The sequence below is a fragment of the Pseudoalteromonas prydzensis genome, from assembly GCF_011050055.1.
Taxonomy (GTDB): Bacteria; Pseudomonadota; Gammaproteobacteria; order Enterobacterales; family Alteromonadaceae; genus Pseudoalteromonas; species Pseudoalteromonas prydzensis_A.
Genome location: NZ_DRGM01000103.1, coordinates 1 through 19386, shown reverse-complemented (window position 1 = coordinate 19386; position 19386 = coordinate 1). Strand labels below are relative to the sequence as shown.

Genomic DNA, 19386 nt, shown 5'->3' with positions numbered 1-19386 from the left:
TAAATTGAATAACCCAAGTCGTTGGTCAGGAAAGTCACGAGATTGGTCAATGATAAACGAAGTAAATTTGAATCCTGAGAAAAAAGAAGAAATGCGGGCGGCATAAAATTTAACTTGAGGCGACAACTAACTTGAAAAACTCCGCTGAAGAGGTGATAGGTTAAAGGTGCTAGGTACTATCGGTGTAAAAACATATTTTTGTGGGAACAGGCTTTAGCCGTGATGCTGTTTTAGGTTATGTGTTAAAACCAATCGGCGCTAAAGCGCTCTCCTACGAAAGTAAAAGGTGCTAGCTGTATTCACAGCTCGTCGCTCGAAACCCGCCGCTTTGTCTTCTCATTTACCCTTCATTCACTGCTCTTTGTGCATAAAAGTGGCTAGGTTTTAGGGAAGTAACTAGGCGCTAGGTATGTTTTCGCGGCACGTAGCTCATTGCTCGAAGCATGTTTATATGTCGCGAGGTAAACTCGCTGCTACCACTTTTAGAGGGTTTTGCTCATTTACCCTCATTCACTGCTCTTTGTGCAAAAAGGAACTCGATTCTAGGGAAGTAACTAGGCGCTAGGTATGTTTTCGCGGCACGTAGCTCATTGCTCGAAGCATGTTTATGTCGCGAGGTAAACTCGCTGCTACCACTTTTAGAGAGCTCTGCTCATTTACCCTCATTCTCTGCTCTTTGTGCAAAAAAAGGGGTTAGGTTCTAGGAAACTATATGATATTGACATCGCCAATACACATGCGATGCTTTCTCGTATCTACTCATGTTTTTTCCTTTTGTGACTTCGCTAAAAATCAACTAAGGAATTAACATGAGTACTTTTTACAGGCAAAGCCTATTTGATGATAACCACCTATTGAAGTAGGTGGTTTAGGGGCTGAACATAAAAACCCAGAGCGGTACTCTGGGTTTTTTGTTATTCGTTGAACTACCAAGTATTTAGTTATTCAGCAGCACATTCAGGCCAATCATAGAATAAGCTTGATTTGTTGGCGGTACGCCATGTTTCATATACGAAGGTGATTTCAGGGATTTCTTTAATATTAAAAGAAAAATGGAATCCTTCAGACGCTTCTTCGTTACGAATACACGCAACCACTGGCAATATAGTTTTAAATGCAACTGATTTGCCCTTTGCTATTACTTGCTTATTTTTTAGGTTTTCGAAACGCGGTGTTAAGCTTGCTAACCCACCATTAATATGGCGCACCTGTAAGTTTTCAATGGTGTAATCTGCATCAGCGGCGGTTAATGACCAGCTTATATAACCCTCTTCAAGATAAGGTTTAGAGCTGGCACTAAAGTCGTTCGCAAAGGGTGGAATATTCTCATACGGTAATGGCTGCCATAAGCTTTCATTATCTTCATTGATGCTACGTAAACGTACACCTGTAGCCTCTGCGAGTGGGTCAACGTTAACGACAAAGTCATACTGCGGCGCATCATCAATTAGGTCTGTTGCAGAATAACGGAATGTATATTTACCTGGCTTTGTAAATACTTGTCCACGGGTATTTGGGCAATCGGCTTCACTTGGGTTGCTAGTAAACTCGCCGCCTGCTGGGGTACTGACAAGCTCTTCATGAGTGAATACTTCATCGCCATCGGCATCAACGGTTACTGGGCGATGTAATAACGACATGCACGGTAAAATTTGATAGTAGTCTTGGCCAGGATTTAAGCGTCCCCAGCTACGCGCCCACACAACGGAACGGATCTCTGGAGCGGTATTGGTAAATTTCGCTAAACCGCTGTCTTGTGCATACGCTTTAGCAAATAAACCACGGTCGTCTGCAACAATCAAACGTGCCGTATAAGAGCCAGGCACATCGGTGAGCACTTTTGCACGGCGGTATTCTTGGCTTTGCGGTTCAATTACCGGTTCGATAGTCGCGTTACTACCATCTGGTCTATCTGTCAGCTCCCAATGAAAGGTCAGTGGATCATCATTAGGGTCGCTACTTGATGCATCAAATACTAAAGCATCACCCACTAACACTGACTTTGATTGCGCATCAACGCCGCCCGTTGCAGGTTGACCGTTAACGTTACCTATTTTAGCTTCCATGCTGGCATCAACTGAGATTTGGTTTTCACCATCAGAGATAACCATACGTACTAAATAACTGCCGGCTATATCGAGCTTTTGAATCTTTTTACCCATAGGCTTCCAAGAGCCTATATCCACTAGCTCTGCAATACTTCCTTGCGGTTTTTCAATAAGCGTAGCTGCAATAATTTGTAACGGCTCGCCTTCAGGATCATAACCGGTAAAATTAAATTCAGCCCTTAAGCCTACTTCTTGTTCACCAATACTATTAGATGGGTAATAGCCGGTTGCTAATAATTTACCAACCGGTGGGGCATTGCTAGTTGCGTTAGGATCTTTTTTGACGGTGACTGTAACTTCTCTTTCTTCACTTTTTCGGGTGCCATCAAATACAAATAGCATTAATTTATAACTTGCCACAGCTTGTGGGGTAAAACGCACTACAGCCGTTTTTGTACCTGTAAGCTCTGGTAGTGGTACATCATCAGGATCCGTTGCTGAGCGTGACAACCATTGCCAGCGATAGTGTAGTGACTCCCCTTCAGGGTCAATACTGGCTGATGCATCTAAGATAGCTTCTTCACCTAAGATAATCGTTATGTCGTCGGCTTTAGCCACTGGTGGCGCATTACCTGCTGAAACGCTTACCACAACTTCTTTTGGTTTACTTGCTACGTCGTTATGAGTCACCACTAATTGCAATCTGTAATCACCTGCTAAATCGACAAACAGTGTGCTTTGGCTTTGCTCTGCGTTATTTAAATAACCCGCGCTGTCGGTGGGCTTTTCCATAAGCGTCCATTGGTATAGTAATGAATCTGTGCCACCTGCTGGGTTTACGCTTTGGCTACCATCTAAACCTACGCTATTAGTGCCTAAATTAACACTGTGGACTGACTCAGTAATTGCGACTGGGTAGGGGCTGGTTGCGCTAAGCGTGATTCGCGCAGCTTCGCTATTATTTGACCCATCATTAACAATTAAACTCACAACATAATTGCCTGGCAAATCTGCAGTAAAGTCTGTTGTTATGGTATTGGTGCTGGTGATATTAGCAGTGCTTGTTGCTGGTCGCTCAATGAGCTGCCATTGATAGATTAAATCGGTTCCCTCAGCACTTGTACTCGCATTAGCATTAAGGGTGACTTTTACCGCACCATCTTTTAGTGAGAATGCTGATTCTGCTGGTGATTGCAGCTCAATAACCGCCGTTGGTTTTTGCTCTGTTGTTTGTGTACTGTCTTTGTTATCACTACCGCCACCACAGGCCGCCATAGTAAGCGAAAGCCCGACTATGGCTATTGCGCCAAATAGTTTTTTCATTCTTTTGTACTCCTTGCTGATAGGTGTTATCAGTTAAAAATTATAAGTTAAGCTCAGCCGCGCAGTTCTTCCTGGTGCAGGTACTAAACCTAAACTTAAAGCGTCGAGGTAATAACGATCTGTGACATTATCGATGGTAAAATCGAGTGTTGTGTCGTCGTTAAATTTATAACTAGCGTAGATGTCTAAAAGGTTATAACTGTGCCAAAGTACCGGTTCATTAAACCCTGTTGGTGCGTTATAACGAGGAATTGAGTTGCGCTCTCCCATAAAGGTGCCACGCAGTCCAGCTTCTAATCGCTGCTCAAATAAACGTAAGCCAAGGTGGGCACTGGCGTGCCAATTTGGTGGGATCATGTTATTGATATAACTTTCAGGAAGGCCCCAATCATTACAGTAGTAGCGCACATAACTGCCCACATTGCACACTTCAATCTGGGTATAATGCGTGCCGCTAAGCTCAGCAAGCCAATATTTTGTGTCGTAGCTAAAATTAAGCTCCCACCCATTTAAATCTAGGCTGTCGATATTTCGCATTCGAAAAAAATCGTTGAGGCCGCCTTGTTTTTGCTCCCACGCATTGGGTTGCGTACGGGTTAAATAGTCATCAACATGATTTTGAAAATAAGCGAGCTTAAAGCCCACTTTATAGTTATCTGTTAGTAATGCGTCTGTTAAATAATTAAGGCCAATTTCTTGGTTTTTAGCATGCTCTGGCTTTAAAGGGATATCTAACACGGGGCTTACAGACCAACCTGAGGTACTTTCAAATAGGCTTGGCATACGCAGCGCTTCACTGTGGCGAATATAAAACTGTAGCCCTTTATATGCCTGCCACTTTAAAGCAACCAATGGTGCAGTGCCTGAGTGGCTATTTTCATACTGTACTTCTAAACAACCACCGGCGCCGTCAGACACGCAAGCAGGATCGTTGCTAGTGATAGTCATCGGGTTATTATCTTTCGATGAAAAGTGTGTAAAACGCAGTCCCGCTTCGAGTGTCCATGCTGTTAAAAACTGCCAATCAATGGCTGTAAAAGCACTAAACTCTTTGCGCCAACCGCTGCGAGATCCTGCATAAAACCCTTCGGTTTCAGGGGTGTCGGTATCCATGTCTTCATACTGGGCGGCAACACCATAGCTCAACGCTAGTTCACCCGCTGAATAAAACATCATGGTATTACTCACATCAGTTCCAAAGCGCTGATAATCATCGCTACGAGCAACATTATCGACTATATCTACTAAGCCGACACCTGGCGTATTTAAATGGGTAAGTGTATCGGTATGCCAAAAGTTGGCTTTAAAATCAGCCCAATCATATTTGCTTGGCTGCCAGCGATAACGCACTGTGTAAGTTTGGTTGGTTACTTCGCTATCGAGCCATTGCCTTGCTTGACCAAAAGAGCGTATTTGCGATGGCATCATTTCGCCGTAAGCGCTGTTATAACGTATGTAGCTCATTTCAAGGCTTTGCTCGTTGGGCAGCAACACATTGCTTTTTAACAGCCAAGATTCACTCGAAAAATTGGTATTGGGGATGCGCTCATTGGCGCGAAACCGCGACGCGCCTTGCATTGATACTGCTGTTTCTGTGTACCAAGCAAGCTTGTCGGGCGCTGCGTAAATTATTTCAGGTGCAGGGCCGTTACTACCGGCATAGTAATTACCTTGCTCGCGCTTAGCATAAGCAGCAATTAGATCGCCCCACTGAAAATGCTTAGCAGCAGCAAAGCTGCCAGCATAACTAGCAAACTCAAATAAACTGGATCTATCCATGCCCTCCTCTGGGGCAAAGCGCTCTGGCATTATGTACTGCTCAGTACAATAACTCGAAAAACGACACTGTGAACGATAGGCATTGCGTGGTAAATAATACCCTGCGTATGTACCTGGCTCCGGCGTATTAGCGCTATTACCGATGGCGCTAACACGTAATCTAAATCCGCTGAGCTCTCCCTCTTTAACAATATCATCAGCCGATAATGTACTTACGCTCACCAAACCACCTGTCGCCCCCGTGCCATCAGCACTCATAACTGGGCCTTTACTGATTTTAAGTGAGCCAATTAAATCAGGGTCAATGTAACTGCGACTCGATACACCAGCGTAGCCGCGATACACGGTGGTTTCTTGACGACTCCCATCAATGACTACGGGTACTCGTCCTTGCCCCTGCATACCGCGAATATTTATATCAAGTCCGCCTGAGTTACGGTTTTCGCTGATCAAAACACCCGCTGTACCTTGAAATATATCGCCAACACTGGTGCCTCTAAAACGTTGAATATCTTGCTGGGTGATTAAGTTTACCGATGCGGCTTCGGTATAGGTTTGATCTTTTAGATCCCTATTACGACTTTGCACATTAATGGTATTTAGCGTGATCAAATCTTGGGTGGTTTTTTGTTGCACTAACCATGCGCTATTACTAACAGGTAAAGCGTGTAGATTGGTATTGCTTAACAGCCTTTGTAAGGCTGCCTCTATGGTCATTTCACCGGCTATTGCAGCGACTGAAAAACCACCGACAACACGCTCTTCAAATGATAAAGTCACACCCGCTTGGCGTGAAAACAAAGTCAGTACATCCCCAAGCCGACCTGCGGGAAGATCAAATTTGATCATTGTTAATTGTGATGTTGCAGGTACTTGTTCAGCAAAACTTGCTGAAGGGGTAATCACCAATAAACCAGTGACAACTGTGAGTAAATTTAACGCTGCGCGGGGCATAACTGCTTTCCTATTTCTTTAATGCATACTTATATGACGCATGAAAATAGCAATCCCGTAACTCTAAATGATAATTATTTTATATTTTTTCTTGATGAACTAAATACACATGACTATGAGCGAATTTCGGCCCACCAGCGGGTTCTGTAATGCACACTTGCACGAGCGCTACGAGCGACTGTTTTAAGGATCAGGTTAGTGTCATTTAACTGAAAAACGCCGGAGACAAGGTAATCATTTAAATTGGGGGCAATTTTTACAAACCCACGGTGATAACGTGATAGTTCAGCTAAAAAAGCATTGATTGGCATAGTTCGCACTGACAACAGCCCTGCTGTCCAACTACTGTAGTCAAATATATGATTGTCTAACTGTTGCATTGAATTTACGGTAATTTTATATAGCTCGCCGGCCTTGATCGCCTGATTGGTAAATAAGCCGTTTGCTTGCGCGAGCTTAACACTGCCTTGCATAACTTGAACTAAAGCATGATCGGCTTCATTACGCACAAAAAATTGTTTGCTATCACAAAGTAAAGTCCCGTGCTGTAACGTCACCTGCACAGGCTGCGTATTAGCTGAACCTATAAATTGCATTTCTCCTCGAGTTAAATCAATGTTCCTATTGTGAGCATTAAAATTCAGTTCAACAGTGCTGTTATTATTTAACCAAAGCTGGCTATTATCGGCGAGCGTGAATAATTGCCGTTGATTGGTCGTTGCGTGATCTGCGTTAAGGTATTCCCATGCCCCCTGTTTGTCTGCCAACCAGCTTACACTGGCAAGTCCTAGTGTGGTTCCAGCGATCCTTTTTAGCGCCTGACGACGACTCATGCTTTGTATATCATGATCGGTTTTTTTTAAGGTCATATGGGCAAGACGGGCATTTTTTTTACTCGCCCCGGCAAACGCAGCCTCCATGTTTTCTATCCGTTGCCATGCTAGTTCATGCATCGGATCGGCAAGCCGCCATCGCCTATATTCAGCCATATCTGCGGACTGTGCGTTGCCCGATTCTAAACAGATACGCCACGCAATCGCTTGCTGTACGACTTGCTCTGGTAAAGGTGTTTTTGGCGCACACGTATTATTCACAATCGCTTACTCGATATCGCAGTATGTAAGGGTGTAGCACTCAAGCATGGCTTTCGCCATGTATTTTTCAATAGATGATAGGCTCACCTTGAGTTGCTTTGCGACTGCTTTGTAACTTAGTCCATCGAGTCTAACCATTAAAAATGCTGTTTTTTCGATTGCTCTCAAACCACTCAATAATTTATCTATTTGCTCTAGTAAACTGAGCAGCTGTAGCTGTTCTTCAGGCGAAAAATAGGCTGCTTCTGGCATGCTTTCTAAAAATAATAGATAGTTTTCTTCTAGAACTTTGCGACGAATGTTATCGGTTACTAAGTTTCCGGCAACTTTTGTAAGCCATGCTCGCGGGCTTCGTATTTCGTTATACAAAGAGGGCTTATTAAGTAAACGCATAAATGTATCTTGAGCAAGATCTTGCGCATTATCATTGTTGTAGGTACGCCGAGCGATCCAGCGAACAAGCCACTCATGGTGTTCTTGGTAGAGCGCATTAAACCCAACTGAGTTAGCGGTAGTGCTAGTCAAAATTTAACTATTCCTGTAGCATATTTACCGCGAGTATAAATGATTTTAATTCTCATTCAAGCATTCTGCAAATATTATTAATAAAAAATTTATTATTCTTTTGATGAAAATCAGATCTCGTTCGGCATTAGTTATATAGCCAATAATTTGTCCATCAAAACGGTGCTGCAGATTGATCTAGTTCGTTGGTGTTAGATCGCCACATTTATAAATGACGTAAAAATTAGGGAGCAAAATGTTTATAAGAACCATGTTATTTTTGTGTTTAATCGGTGCTGGAACGTCTGCTGTTCACGCACAACAAGAAGCGCCGTCAACAGCCTCCAAAGTAGAAGTTACAGGCAATGCTGTTACACCAGCCGTGCATACAAACGAGCTATCAGCTAAGTCTTTAACCGTAGGAGCTGATCTTGATACAGACACCACGGTGAGTGTTGACGAGGCCGCTTTTGCTGCACATGACTTATCGCCAATCGGCATGTACAAGGCCGCTGATGTCGTTGTGAAGAGCGTAATTATCGGGTTACTTTTAGCATCGTTAGTCTCATGGGCTATCTGCATATTTAAATCTGTACAGTTAAATATTGCTAAGCGAAATGCCAAAAAATTGCTTAAACATTTAATTCAAAGTGAAAGTTTTGCAAAGGCCAATCACACTTTATTACTGCAACAAAGTGAGGCCTTAACACTACTAAAAGCAACCCAACATGAATTACAACTAACCGGCGAAGGGCTTACTACTGACGAAGGCTTAAAGGAGCGCTTAATCGCACGTTTAGAGCGAGTACAAGCAGCACTAAGCGCAAATATGAATCAGGGCACAGGCATATTGGCAACGATAGGCTCTGTGGCACCGTTTGTCGGTTTGTTTGGTACGGTTTGGGGCATTATGAATAGTTTTATTGGTATTGCTAAAACACAAACAACTAATTTAGCCGTAGTCGCCCCTGGTATTGCAGAGGCCTTATTAGCAACCGCTCTGGGGTTAGTTGCAGCGATCCCAGCCGTTATTATGTACAACCATTTTTCTCGTGTAATTGGCAGTTACAAAGCACAATTAGCCGATATTCTCACCGCGATCATGATACTGGTGAGCCGAGATCTTGACCGAAAGCACCCTGATGCAAAACACATAGCCTACCTACTTAACGATAAAGACGCTGCAGATGCAGTATCTAAAGAGCTTTAAAATGGCATTTAGTAGTAACAATACCGATAGCGATGAATTACAAGAGCAGCATGAGATTAACGTTACTCCGTTTATTGATGTGATGCTGGTGTTGCTAATAATTTTTATGGTGGCGGCCCCATTAGCCACTGTCAGTGTGCCAGTTAAGTTGCCTGCTGTTGCGGCACCAACCCAACCGAAAAGTGATGATCCAACTTACCTTACTTTGCAACAAGATCTCACTTTAATACTTGGCGAGAGAGATAAAATAAACCAACAAAATTTGTCGCAAGCGCTAAAACACCATGGTATTGAAACCCAGCAGCAAATTTTGATCCGCGCAGATAGCAAAGTGGAATATGGTCAGTTCATGGCATTATTAAATCAATTAACTAAAGCTGGCTACTCACAAGTTGCTTTAGTCGGTCTTGAACATGAAACGGATGTTGCCCAGTGAGTTTATTAGCAGGAAACGATACCAGCGCTGCTCGCTTGGTGCGTTGGCATGTTGTAGGCGCTTTTTTTATCGCCGCGATGTTACATGCCGCCATTGCAGGTTATTTTTTAATGCCGGCAGAGCATAACAATACAGTGCCCATGCAAGCTTCACCGCACCTGTTTACAGTCAATATTGTGGCAGCTCCCAAAGCGGAGCCATCGGCACTTCCTGTAGGGCCTGCACAACAAGAGTCAGCACCAGTAAAGCAGCAGGTAAGTAAGCCGGCAACAACAATAGATAAACCCTTGGTAAAGCCATTACTCGAAAGCAAATCTGACTTTACCATTAGCGATACACAACCTGAGCCAGCACCAAGTAAGCCCGTAGAGAAATCTAATCAGCAAAAAGTGCAAGATCCACAGCCTACTGCGCAGCCTGATAACACCAGCATAAAAGGAGCCAGTGAACACTTGGTAGAGCAAAGTAGTGCTCCTTTGGCTATCCCAGTGAAAGAGTCAACAGTCGCATCAGGTCCGGTAAAAGGTGCTTTAAGTGAACAGCAAAGTACAGCTAAACAAGTATGGCAAAGTGCTATTCAGATCCATCTAGAACGAAAAAAGCGCTATCCACGCATGGCTAAATTAAGGCGCCAACAAGGTGTTCCTTGGGTGAGTTTTACCATGGACAGAGCAGGCAATATTTTAGACGTCACCTTATTTAAAGCGAGCGGAATAGCGGCATTAGATAATGAGGTCATCGAATTAGTCAGACGTGCTGAGCCCTTGCCCGTCCCTCCAGCAGAAGTGACAGGGGACCCAATAAAAATGGCCGTGCCGGTGGCATTTTTTATTCATTAACAGCTACTCGCTGTGTTTATTACCAATTACTGAAATATAAAACTAAGGATATACAATGATTGCAGACCAACATGTTACCGATGAGATTAATACGCCTTCATTAACAACACTATTTAAACTCAATACCACGACTATTCACGATAGCCTTGATAAAACGATCATGACTAAGCGACCGTTTGCAAGTTTAGACCGTTATGCTTTATTTTTAGAAGTTCAATATCGCTTTCATTTGGCTATTGCCCCTCTTTATAGCGATACTAATTTAAGCCGCTTAGTGACCGATCTGCCAACACGGCAGCGCCTAAGCCACCTTGAACAAGACTTACGCGATATTAACGTCGAGCTGAGTGAACTAAAACCAAGCATTAACTTAGTACAGGTTGACTACCCTGCCTCACTGGGTTGGCTTTATGTATCCGAAGGGTCTAATTTAGGCGCTGAGTATTTATTAAAAGCAGCAAAACGTATTGGCTTATCAGAAGAATTTGGAGCCTCACATTTAGCACCAGCAACGATTGGCCGCGGGCAATCATGGCAAGATTTTACAACGGCTTTAAATACGATTGAATTAACTAAAGAACAGCAAACACTCGCAATTAATGGCGCTCGCGATGCTTTTAGTTTGGTTCGTAACGCTGTTGATTGTGTATTTGTTTAAGTAATACCAATCGACTTAAATATTTAACCATTCTAGCGCGCTAAATAAAGCGCTAACTGCGTTAGTAATTTTTCATGTAGAACAACTAGATGTCAAAATTTCTGCCTTGTTACCACGCTATTTTTCTGTCGCTATAAATGGCCAGTAACTTAACACGATTGGTATAAAACATGAGCTGCAAGTGCATTAAAATTAAGTGATAAAGTATGAAGCATACAAATAAGAACAACTCGATGTTAGTTATCAGTAAATTTAAACAAGTGACTTATTTATTAAGCGGCTTGTTTTTAACCGGAATGGGGATTCTCGGTGCCTTTTTGCCGGTAATGCCAACAACAGTATTTCTTATTGGTGCTGTTTTTTGTTTTAGCCGTTCATCAAAACGTTTTGAATCTTGGCTACTTAATCACCCTCGCTTTGGCAAAACACTGACCAATTGGCAAGCCCATGGCGCTATTTCTAAGTCTGCAAAGGTAATGGCCAGTTTGGGTATGGCTGTTGGGTATGGGTTATTTTACCTAGGCGCGCAACCTTCGTTATTACTGGCAACTGTTGTCGCGCTCTTTATGGGTGGCAGCGCGTATTACGTTTTGTCTCGCCCCTTACCACCAGAAGACTGCTCGTAATGGTTGCCAGTTAATTAGGCGCGAGATTGATAACCTCGTGCCTAAGAAGGAATTAAGGTATCCAGCGCTTGCTTGTTACCTACAGCCTGTAAACAACTCACCTTTAAGTTACCCTGTCACCAGAATATTTACTCAACAATGGCAGTATCCTTTACGAGCAAACCGTTTGAATATCATGCTAAATGCTCTGAATTTTAGCAAATATAGCTAGCTCAGGCTAAGTGGGAAAGTAAAAGTGACGGTTATACCTTGCTCTGGCTGACTATGTATTTTTACATCGCCTTGCAGGGCTTGGGTGGCAAGGTTATAAACAATAGCCATGCCTAAGCCACTGCCGCCATTACCCCGGGTGGTGGTAAAAAAGGGTTCAAATACATTTTGTAATACGTTTGCGCTCATGCCATGGCCGTTATCGCTATAGCGCAAGGTATACGTGTTTTGCTGTGTATCTACGTGTACTACAATATTGATCTGATTATTTGTTCTATCTTTAAAGCCATGCACGCAGCTATTACTCACTAGGTTCATAATAATTTGACTTAAGGCACCCGATACCGTCACTAAGCTAAGTGTATTGTCGCACTCAATTGTGGTGATGACTTGGTGACTGCGGGTTAATGGCGTGAGGCTATGTATTGTATTTGCCAAGTAATCATTAAGCATCACAGTACTAATATCAAGAGATGATTGATCAACGGCCGTTTGCTTAAAATTACAGATCAAAGCAGCAGCTCTATCAAGGTTACTACTTGAGATAGTTAAGCACTCATCAATATGCGCGAGCATAGTCATCAAACTATTTTTTGATAACGTATTATTCTCTAACTGTTGGTTGAGTTGCTTTAGGTTATCTGTTGCCGAACTATTGGCGGTAACGGCAATGCCTATTGGCGTGTTTACCTCATGGGCAACCCCTGCAACAAGATTTCCTAATGCTGCCATTTTTTCCGATTCAATTAGCTTTTCTTGCGTGCCAGTTAGCTCTTCTAAGGTTTTTTGTAGGGTATTGGTGCGCTCAATAACACGCTCTTCAAGATAGCGATTTGCAACTTCTAATTGTTGCTTAACTAAGCGACTCTCTTGCGCCGACAATGCCCGGCCATAGAGATCAGCCAGTCCGGAAAGAAACGTACACTCGTCGTCCTCCCATTGCCTAAAACTGCCGGTGTGCTCACAGCAAAAAATACCGATCATTTTGCCTTTAAAGCGCAGCGGTGCATCCAACATCGAGTTTATACTCAATGGGGTTAAATAATGCTCAGAAAATTCAGATGTTGCTGGATCGGTATGCGCGTTATTAGCAATGATCACACGTTGCGTATCGAGTGCACTAAAATAAGCAGGAAAATTAGCCCGCGTTAGAATTAACGACTGATCTGGTTCACCGTTTGTTTTATCTAACAGTAATTGGCAATGGCATTGGCTATTATCACTATTAAGTAACCATATACTGGCACGTGCAGTATTAAGACCGTCTATTATGGTATTTACAATCAATTGTTCTGCAAGCTCTATATAGCCATCATCTAACGCCGCTGAGGTAGACACTTTATAAAGTAATTGCACAAGCTGTTGCCGCATTAATAAAACCTTGTTTAAACCAGCCAATAAAGTTTAGTTTAGCCGATCAAATTAAATTCACCCTTGTATTTATAACACTTTAAATATTAAGACATTGTTCAGATTGACTAAGCTATTATACAAACTCACTCCTGTTGATACCCCTGACGACATTTATGTTGTTTAAGCAGTTTTACCAGCTCTCCTTTTGAGCTGGTTTTTTTGCCTGCAGTTTACCGGCTGCATTTTTACAACGACCTCAATTTAGCAATTACCAAGCACACTGCTGTGAAATAACCTCGAAAGATCAACACGCCCTAGTTACTAATAGGTTGTCATGTTACAGTTTCACTCATTCATACAGCACTCTAATTATCGACTAGGCAGCACTATGCATCATTATTTTTTATCCATTTTAGTTCTTTTTGCTACTTTAGTTACAGTTCCGACAATCGCAGCAGAGTCTCGCTCTGAGCCCAGCCCACACCAGCAACAACAGGCGCTCAAAAAATTGCAAGAGCCGATGTATCGACCCTTGATGGAGCGCTATATTCTTGATGAACTTAAAGCAGTACGCCAAGATCAGCAAAAACTTCGCGAAGACGTTACCAAACAAGTCACTCATGCTCAGCTTGATACCGCTGATCGCGCACTGACTTACACCACTGATACCATCAATAATGTATTTTTTATCATCACTGCCACAGCTTCTATTTTGGTGCTGGTTGGCTGGAACTCACTACGTGATGTAAAAAACAAAGTCGAAGATATTGTAAATACCCGTGTCAGTGTGATCACCAATGAATACGAAGCACGTTTGAATACATTTGAAGAGAAGCTACGCGAGCGCTCTGAAGAAATTTTAAGTAACCAACAAAAAATCTCCGTTACTAATGAAGTGCACTCTTTATGGATGCGCGCTAATTTAGAAAGTGATATAGCCAATAAGATTGAAATTTTTGATGAGATTTTAAAACGTAAGCCTGAAGATGTGGAAGCTATCGCTTACAAAGCCGATGCATTATTAGAACTTAATGAAACAGCCCAAGCGATAGAATTGTGCAACCAAGCGTTAGACATCGATAGTGACTACGGCTATGCGTATTGGCAACGAGCCTGCGCCTATGCGTTAACCCATAAACATGCCGATGCGTTAGCTGATATAAAAATGTCGTTGGAGTATTCGCCAAACTTACGTAATGAGCTATTGCATGAAAGTGCATTTGCCAGTTTGCACGACAATAACAGCTTTAATGCGATTGTCGCTGGCGATAAAAATTAACGTTCTAAAAAGTGTTCGATTGCTTGCGTGAGTAGCTCGTCGAGTTGCTCCTCAAACTGATCTTTGTTGGTTTTAAAGTGTGCTAGATATGCCTGCGCATGTTGATCAGACAACAATCGAGCGTTAATACTGTATTCGCGCTCGGCCTTACTTTTATCAAAGCGTGGCGTAAAATGGTAAAGGGCAAAATAAGGGGCGACTAGTTGCTGATTAGCATAGTCACAAAAGCGTGCAATTGTTTGCGCGCCAGTCGGCCCTAAGCAGCCTGGCTCGACACGATAAAGTAACTGAATTTTTTTATCATCGCTAATCTCCATACTCGTTGCGGCCCCTTTGTCTGCCTATTTATACTTTATCTAAAAAACAGCACTTTGGTAATTTTACCATTTTCAACTTGATAGCTAGAGATCAACTCTGTGCGCTTATCAACCACGTTAGGATCTGATGAACAGGTTTCTGACAATTCATGATCAATAACGATATTACCATGCACAATACGTTTTATAGGTGATGATTTAATACACTTTAATTTTTTAAACATTATTCCGTAACGTGCGATAAGTTTTTCTTTACCTTTAAATAATAACTCATTTGGGAAAGCATAAAACTCAACATTCTCATCATAGATACTGATAAATGCGTCAATGTTTCTGGCATTATAGGCTTTAATTAATTGCTCAATAACCGCTAGTGATTCGCGTGACTGCTTTGCTTTAACTTGTTGTTTTAAAGTAAGCGCTTCTTTAGCTTGAATAACAGCTTGTTCAGCTTGCGCGACTGCAACTGCTTTTTCTTGTTGAGTTTTAGGAATAGCTGCAGGTTTTGCTGTTTCATTGCCAAGTACCTTACTGGTATCAACCTGTGGAGCATTTGGGTTAGTTGCTGTAATAGGCTGGGTAGATTCTACAGCTTCAGGCGCTGTTGCTTGAACAAGCTCTGGGGTCAATGTGATCACTGCTGGACTGTCTTGTAATTCACTCTCAGTTGGTTTTTCCACAGATGCAGACTCCGTGGCTTTAGCTAGCTCGGCTTTATCTTTGGCGACTTTATCTTCACCGGCTTTTGTTGCAGCTGTTTTTGCTTCAGTTTTAGCTTGCGGCGCAACTGACGCACTCTCAGTTGCTAATAATTGCCACGAAAATAATAAACTAACGACAAAAAATAACGGTTTCATACTGTTCCTGAGTAATTGAAGAAACGCTAAAATAACAAAATTTAGCGGTCCGCGATAGTTATTTACCAATACTGCTCAACGGTAATTTGCCCAGGCTCCCTGCGGCGATTACGGGTGTAACCTTGCTCGGTCAATAACGCCGATGTGTCTTTGACCATATCTGGATTTCCGCAGATCATAAATTGCGCATTGTCTGGCGTCACCGCATTGTGACAATGTGCAAACAAACTATCGTCGGCTATTCTACTGGTGATCCGCCCATCTAAACCAATAATAGCCGGCTCTCGACTCACCACAGGTAGATAATGCAACTGCGGATACTGCTGCTGTAACTGAGTGATCTTTGTTTGGTAACTTAAATCTGCATTTAAACGCACGCCATGCACTAAAGTGATGTGCTTAAACTGCTGCCACACATCGCCTTGCTCTAAAATAGATAAAAACGGGCCAATTGCGGTACCGGTACTGAGCATAAATAGCTGTTCACTGGCTGGAATTTCATCAAGAGTAAAAAACCCACTGGCACGGCTTTCAATCATCACCGTATCACCCGCTTTAAGCTTAGCTAAGCGCTGTGATAATAAGCCATCTGCCACGTTAATAAGGTAAAACTCTAAGTCAGGCGAGCTTGGCGCATTCACATAAGAATAAGCCCGCGCAATACGCTTTTCATCCATCATCATTGACAGTTTAGTAAACTGCCCCGCTTTAAACGGCTCTACATCCGCGTTAACAATTAAACTAAATAAGCTGTCTGTCCACCAAACGATGTCTTTAACACTCGCCTCAATCCAATTAGACACAACCCACCCCCCTTAATTATTGCTTTATATAACAGTGGCAAGAGCGCACAGTATTGTCAATGTTTGCGAGTTTGCCTAACTTTACCCTCGCTAACTTTACCCCATAAAAAAAGCCGCCTAGGGTTACTAGGCGGCTTTGGAGGTTAGTCTCACTGTATTTGGGCGTGTCTCCAAACAAGTGAATACGTTACCAAGGAACTTTTTGCTTATTACGCTTCGATTGACTCAAGCGCAATTTTAACCATTTCATTAAAGGTGCTTTGACGCTCATCACTGGGGGTTGCTTCACCGGTGATCACGTGGTCACTTACGGTAAATAATGCCATCGCTTTTGCGCCGTATTCAGCGGCTACGCCATACAAGCCTGCAGTTTCCATATCAACGGCTAACATACCTAATTTATCAAGTTCTTGATAAAAGCTGTTATCGGCTTGATAAAAAGTATCGGTGGTAAATACATTACCTACTTTTGCTTTAATGCCTAACCCTTTAGCTGCGTTTACGCCGTTAAGTAGTAAGTCAAAGTCAGCAATTGCGGAAAAATCATAACCACGTACACGCGCACGGTTTACGTTTGAATCGGTGCTGGCGCCTTGCGCGAAGATAACGTCACGTATTTTAATATCGCTACCGATACCACCGCAGGTGCCGATACGAATAAGGTTTTTAACGCCGTAGCTAACTATCAATTCACGGGCATAAATTGACATAGATGGAATACCCATCCCAGAACCCATAATACTCACTGGCTTACCTTTGTAGGTTCCGGTAAAGCCATACATATTACGAACGCCTGTTACTTTAACAGCGTTATCAAGAAAGTTTTCTGCTATATATTGCGCGCGTAAAGGGTCGCCAGGCATCAACACAGTTTGTGCAAAGTCACCATTATTAGCTTCAATATGCGGAGTACTCATTATTCGTTTCCTTTTACAATTGGTGTCATTAACTTATCGATAAAGCCATCACCATATTCAAGTGCAGGTAAGTTAAACCACTGGGCAAGGGTTTGACCTATGTCTGCAAAACTAGCACGTTCACCAAGCGGGGTATTTTCAAGTCCAGCTCGATAAGCAAGTACAGGTACATATTCGCGAGTGTGCTCACTCCCCGGGAATGTTGGATCACAACCGTGATCCGCAGTAATAATTAGTACGTCGTCTGGTTTAAGCTGCTTAAGGATCGTTGGTAAATAATCATCAAACTGTTGCAGCGCTTTGGCATACCCTACAGGGTCGCGACGATGACCAAACTTTTCGTCAAAATCAACTAAGTTAGTAAATATCAAACTATGATCTGGCGCTGACGCCATCACCTCTGTGGTTTTTTCTAACAAGTTTTGTAAGCCTGGGGCTTTGTGTTTTTGGGTAATGCCTTGGTGCGCGTAAATATCCGCTATTTTACCAATGCTAATTACTTCGCCGCCGTCATCCGCTAATTTATCAAGCAAGGTTGGTGCTGGCGGTAATACGGAATAATCACGACGATTGCCCGTTCTGGCAAAGTCTTGATTAGTAGAACCCAAAAATGGCCGCGCAATCACTCGTCCTATGTTCATTTCATCAAGCAGCGCCCGTGTGATTTCGCAGACCTGATAAAGCTTTTCTAGACCGAAATTTTGTTCATGCGCGGCTATTTGAAACACGCTATCAGCTGAGGTGTAACAGATTGGTTTACCTGTTCTTAGGTGTTCTTCACCCAGCTGTTCTAAAATGGTGGTACCTGATGCATGGCAGTTGCCTAAAATGCCAGGAATACCGGTACGAGCAATTAGCTCGTCAATAAATTCTGGTGGAAAACTCGGCTGCGTCTTAGGAAAATATCCCCAATCAAACAACACCGGCACACCCGCCATTTCCCAATGGCCCGATGGCGTGTCTTTGCCGCTTGAAAGCTCTTTGGCATAACCCCATGCTGCAATCGGTGTTTGCCGGTCGCTAACAAGGCATGCTTCATTACCTGCGGCTTCACACGCAGCGACTAAACCCAATAGTGATAAATTAGGGAGTGATAGCCGTTCGCCAGTTTCTGCAAAGTAGGCTTTAAGCAAGTGCGCAAATGTGTTTGCACCCAGGTCGCCAAATTTGTCTGCGTCAGGGGCTGCACCTATGCCTAGGCTATCTGCCATCAATATAATTGCTCTTGCCATGCTTACCTCGTCTATCCAATGTGGCTACTTTATATTCTTGTGCTTTTTAACGTACAGGACATAAGTCCTGTTTCATAAAACCTAAACATTATAAATTTCACTCCTTAAAACGAAGCAAGAGAGATTATTCGTGTCTTTTTTGCTATTGTGATCTACCAACAATGTATCCTTCTGTGTGGATGAGAACTTTAGTGACACGAACAATAATAGCCATTGCTGGCGCCTCTGCGTCGGGAAAATCTCTTTTTAGCCAAACTATTTATAATGAATTGGTGAATGAGCTTGAACCTGGTGCCATCGCCGTGATCGAAGAAGATGCGTATTACAAAGATCAATCGCATTTGCCGTTTGACCATCGTACGCAAACTAACTACGACCACCCTGATGCGTTTGAACATGAGTTAATGTATAAACATTTAACGCAATTACGCGCAGGCGAAGCGGTAGAAGTACCTACCTATGATTATGCGCAGCATACTCGCAGTGATAAAACACGCACTGTGATGCCAGCTGAAATTCTCATAGTAGAAGGCATTTTATTGCTTAGCGACAAAGCGCTACGTAAAGAATTTGATATCAAAGTGTTTATTGATACACCTCTTGATATTTGCCTAATGCGCCGTATGCAACGTGATATGGAGCAACGAGGCAGAACATTACAGTCCGTTGTTGAGCAGTATCAAGCAACTGTGAGACCGATGTTTTATCAGTTTATTGAGCCCTCAAAGCACAACGCTGATTTAGTGGTCACGCGCGGTGGTATGAATCGTGTTGCGATTGATATAATTAAAAGTAAAATAAAATATTTACTGCAAAAATAACAACGGGAAATAACTAAACATGACAACATTTATGAGCTTAGTCGGCATGTGTGTGCTGCTAGGCATTGCTTTTGCGGCATCAACCAACCGCAAAGCGATTAGTTTAAGAACGGTTGGTATTGCCTT

At 42.8% G+C, this 19386-nt stretch carries 18 protein-coding genes; 8 read left to right on the top strand and 10 right to left on the bottom strand.

What is annotated here, in order from left to right; translation table 11 throughout:
• Positions 1-941: 941 nt before the first annotated feature.
• The 4 genes from ENH88_RS09605 to ENH88_RS09590 all read right to left on the bottom strand — a co-directional run bounded on the left by ENH88_RS09605 (position 942) and on the right by ENH88_RS09590 (position 7723).
• On the bottom strand, positions 942-3371 hold the full coding sequence (locus ENH88_RS09605; protein ID WP_304182032.1) for a PKD domain-containing protein: 2430 nt from the start codon (positions 3369-3371) through the stop codon (positions 942-944).
• A 33-nt stretch (positions 3372-3404) separates the two neighbouring features.
• Entirely contained in the window at positions 3405-6104 is a 2700-nt protein-coding gene (locus tag ENH88_RS09600; protein ID WP_304182030.1) for a TonB-dependent receptor, read from the bottom strand.
• Between the two features lie 113 nt (positions 6105-6217).
• The gene (locus ENH88_RS09595) at positions 6218-7198 is read right to left on the bottom strand and encodes a FecR domain-containing protein (RefSeq protein WP_304182028.1); all 981 of its coding nucleotides are present in this window, start codon (positions 7196-7198) and stop codon (positions 6218-6220) included.
• Between the two features lie 6 nt (positions 7199-7204).
• Positions 7205-7723, bottom strand: a complete 519-nt coding sequence (locus tag ENH88_RS09590; protein ID WP_304182026.1) for a sigma-70 family RNA polymerase sigma factor — start codon at positions 7721-7723, stop codon at positions 7205-7207.
• Positions 7724-7958: 235 nt separating this feature from the next.
• On the opposite strand from ENH88_RS09590, the gene exbB reads away from it, so the two are divergent.
• The 5 genes from exbB (at position 7959) to ENH88_RS09565 (ending at position 11471) form a co-directional block, all read left to right on the top strand.
• A complete protein-coding gene (gene exbB, locus ENH88_RS09585) occupies positions 7959-8912 on the top strand; it encodes a tonB-system energizer ExbB (RefSeq protein ID WP_304182024.1) in 954 nt (317 codons plus the stop codon).
• 1 nt (position 8913) lies between these two features.
• The gene (locus ENH88_RS09580) at positions 8914-9348 is read left to right on the top strand and encodes a biopolymer transporter ExbD (RefSeq protein ID WP_304182022.1); all 435 of its coding nucleotides are present in this window, start codon (positions 8914-8916) and stop codon (positions 9346-9348) included.
• Positions 9345-10187: an energy transducer TonB gene (locus tag ENH88_RS09575; protein WP_304182021.1), complete on the top strand. Its 843-nt coding sequence runs from the start codon at positions 9345-9347 to the stop codon at positions 10185-10187. Before ENH88_RS09580 ends, ENH88_RS09575 begins: the two co-directional genes overlap by 4 nt.
• A 55-nt stretch (positions 10188-10242) precedes the next feature.
• On the top strand, positions 10243-10845 hold the full coding sequence (locus tag ENH88_RS09570) for a biliverdin-producing heme oxygenase (protein ID WP_304182019.1): 603 nt from the start codon (positions 10243-10245) through the stop codon (positions 10843-10845).
• A 206-nt stretch (positions 10846-11051) separates the two neighbouring features.
• Positions 11052-11471: a YbaN family protein gene (locus tag ENH88_RS09565; protein ID WP_304182017.1), complete on the top strand. Its 420-nt coding sequence runs from the start codon at positions 11052-11054 to the stop codon at positions 11469-11471.
• 207 nt (positions 11472-11678) lie between these two features.
• Here ENH88_RS09565 and ENH88_RS09560 read toward each other — a convergent pair whose 3' ends face one another.
• The gene (locus ENH88_RS09560; RefSeq protein ID WP_304182014.1) at positions 11679-13052 is read right to left on the bottom strand and encodes a GAF domain-containing sensor histidine kinase; all 1374 of its coding nucleotides are present in this window, start codon (positions 13050-13052) and stop codon (positions 11679-11681) included.
• Positions 13053-13422: 370 nt separating this feature from the next.
• On the opposite strand from ENH88_RS09560, the gene ENH88_RS09555 reads away from it, so the two are divergent.
• Positions 13423-14313, top strand: coding sequence for a tetratricopeptide repeat protein (locus ENH88_RS09555; protein WP_304182012.1), 891 nt, complete (start codon positions 13423-13425; stop codon positions 14311-14313).
• On the opposite strand, the gene ENH88_RS09550 is transcribed toward ENH88_RS09555, so the two are convergent.
• The 5 genes from ENH88_RS09550 to ENH88_RS09530 all read right to left on the bottom strand — a co-directional run bounded on the left by ENH88_RS09550 (position 14310) and on the right by ENH88_RS09530 (position 18439).
• Entirely contained in the window at positions 14310-14630 is a 321-nt protein-coding gene (locus tag ENH88_RS09550; protein WP_304182010.1) for a hypothetical protein, read from the bottom strand. The two genes, ENH88_RS09555 and ENH88_RS09550, sit on opposite strands and share 4 nt — an antisense overlap.
• A gap of 35 nt (positions 14631-14665) precedes the next feature.
• Complete coding sequence (locus tag ENH88_RS09545; RefSeq protein ID WP_304182008.1) at positions 14666-15487, bottom strand: nuclear transport factor 2 family protein; 822 nt, start codon at positions 15485-15487, stop codon at positions 14666-14668.
• 62 nt (positions 15488-15549) lie between these two features.
• Complete coding sequence (locus ENH88_RS09540) at positions 15550-16290, bottom strand: ferredoxin--NADP reductase (RefSeq protein ID WP_304182006.1); 741 nt, start codon at positions 16288-16290, stop codon at positions 15550-15552.
• Positions 16291-16499: 209 nt separating this feature from the next.
• Positions 16500-17207: a purine-nucleoside phosphorylase gene (gene deoD / locus ENH88_RS09535; RefSeq protein ID WP_304182004.1), complete on the bottom strand. Its 708-nt coding sequence runs from the start codon at positions 17205-17207 to the stop codon at positions 16500-16502.
• On the bottom strand, positions 17207-18439 hold the full coding sequence (locus tag ENH88_RS09530) for a phosphopentomutase (RefSeq protein ID WP_304182002.1): 1233 nt from the start codon (positions 18437-18439) through the stop codon (positions 17207-17209). The genes deoD and ENH88_RS09530 overlap by 1 nt, the downstream gene beginning before the upstream one ends.
• A gap of 191 nt (positions 18440-18630) precedes the next feature.
• Here ENH88_RS09530 and udk point away from each other — a divergent pair, with 191 nt between their 5' ends.
• Positions 18631-19260, top strand: coding sequence for a uridine kinase (gene udk, locus ENH88_RS09525; RefSeq protein WP_064664752.1), 630 nt, complete (start codon positions 18631-18633; stop codon positions 19258-19260).
• Between the two features lie 19 nt (positions 19261-19279).
• Positions 19280-19386: Na+ dependent nucleoside transporter N-terminal domain-containing protein (locus tag ENH88_RS09520; protein WP_304182034.1), on the top strand; the 107-nt coding region annotated here is incomplete at its 3' end.

Bases quoted from the DNA above. Each gene is read 5' to 3' on its own strand.
- ENH88_RS09605 (WP_304182032.1), bottom strand. From the start codon at position 3,371: ATGAAAAAACTATTTGGCGCAATAGCCATAGTCGGGCTTTCGCTTACT.
- ENH88_RS09600 (WP_304182030.1), bottom strand. From the start codon at position 6,104: ATGCCCCGCGCAGCGTTAAATTTACTCACAGTTGTCACTGGTTTATTG.
- exbB (WP_304182024.1), top strand. From the start codon at position 7,959: ATGTTTATAAGAACCATGTTATTTTTGTGTTTAATCGGTGCTGGAACG.
- ENH88_RS09580 (WP_304182022.1), top strand. From the start codon at position 8,914: ATGGCATTTAGTAGTAACAATACCGATAGCGATGAATTACAAGAGCAG.
- ENH88_RS09570 (WP_304182019.1), top strand. From the start codon at position 10,243: ATGATTGCAGACCAACATGTTACCGATGAGATTAATACGCCTTCATTA.
- ENH88_RS09565 (WP_304182017.1), top strand. From the start codon at position 11,052: ATGAAGCATACAAATAAGAACAACTCGATGTTAGTTATCAGTAAATTT.
- ENH88_RS09560 (WP_304182014.1), bottom strand. From the start codon at position 13,052: ATGCGGCAACAGCTTGTGCAATTACTTTATAAAGTGTCTACCTCAGCG.
- ENH88_RS09555 (WP_304182012.1), top strand. From the start codon at position 13,423: ATGCATCATTATTTTTTATCCATTTTAGTTCTTTTTGCTACTTTAGTT.
- ENH88_RS09550 (WP_304182010.1), bottom strand. From the start codon at position 14,630: ATGGAGATTAGCGATGATAAAAAAATTCAGTTACTTTATCGTGTCGAG.
- ENH88_RS09545 (WP_304182008.1), bottom strand. From the start codon at position 15,487: ATGAAACCGTTATTTTTTGTCGTTAGTTTATTATTTTCGTGGCAATTA.
- deoD (WP_304182004.1), bottom strand. From the start codon at position 17,207: ATGAGTACTCCGCATATTGAAGCTAATAATGGTGACTTTGCACAAACT.
- ENH88_RS09530 (WP_304182002.1), bottom strand. From the start codon at position 18,439: ATGGCAAGAGCAATTATATTGATGGCAGATAGCCTAGGCATAGGTGCA.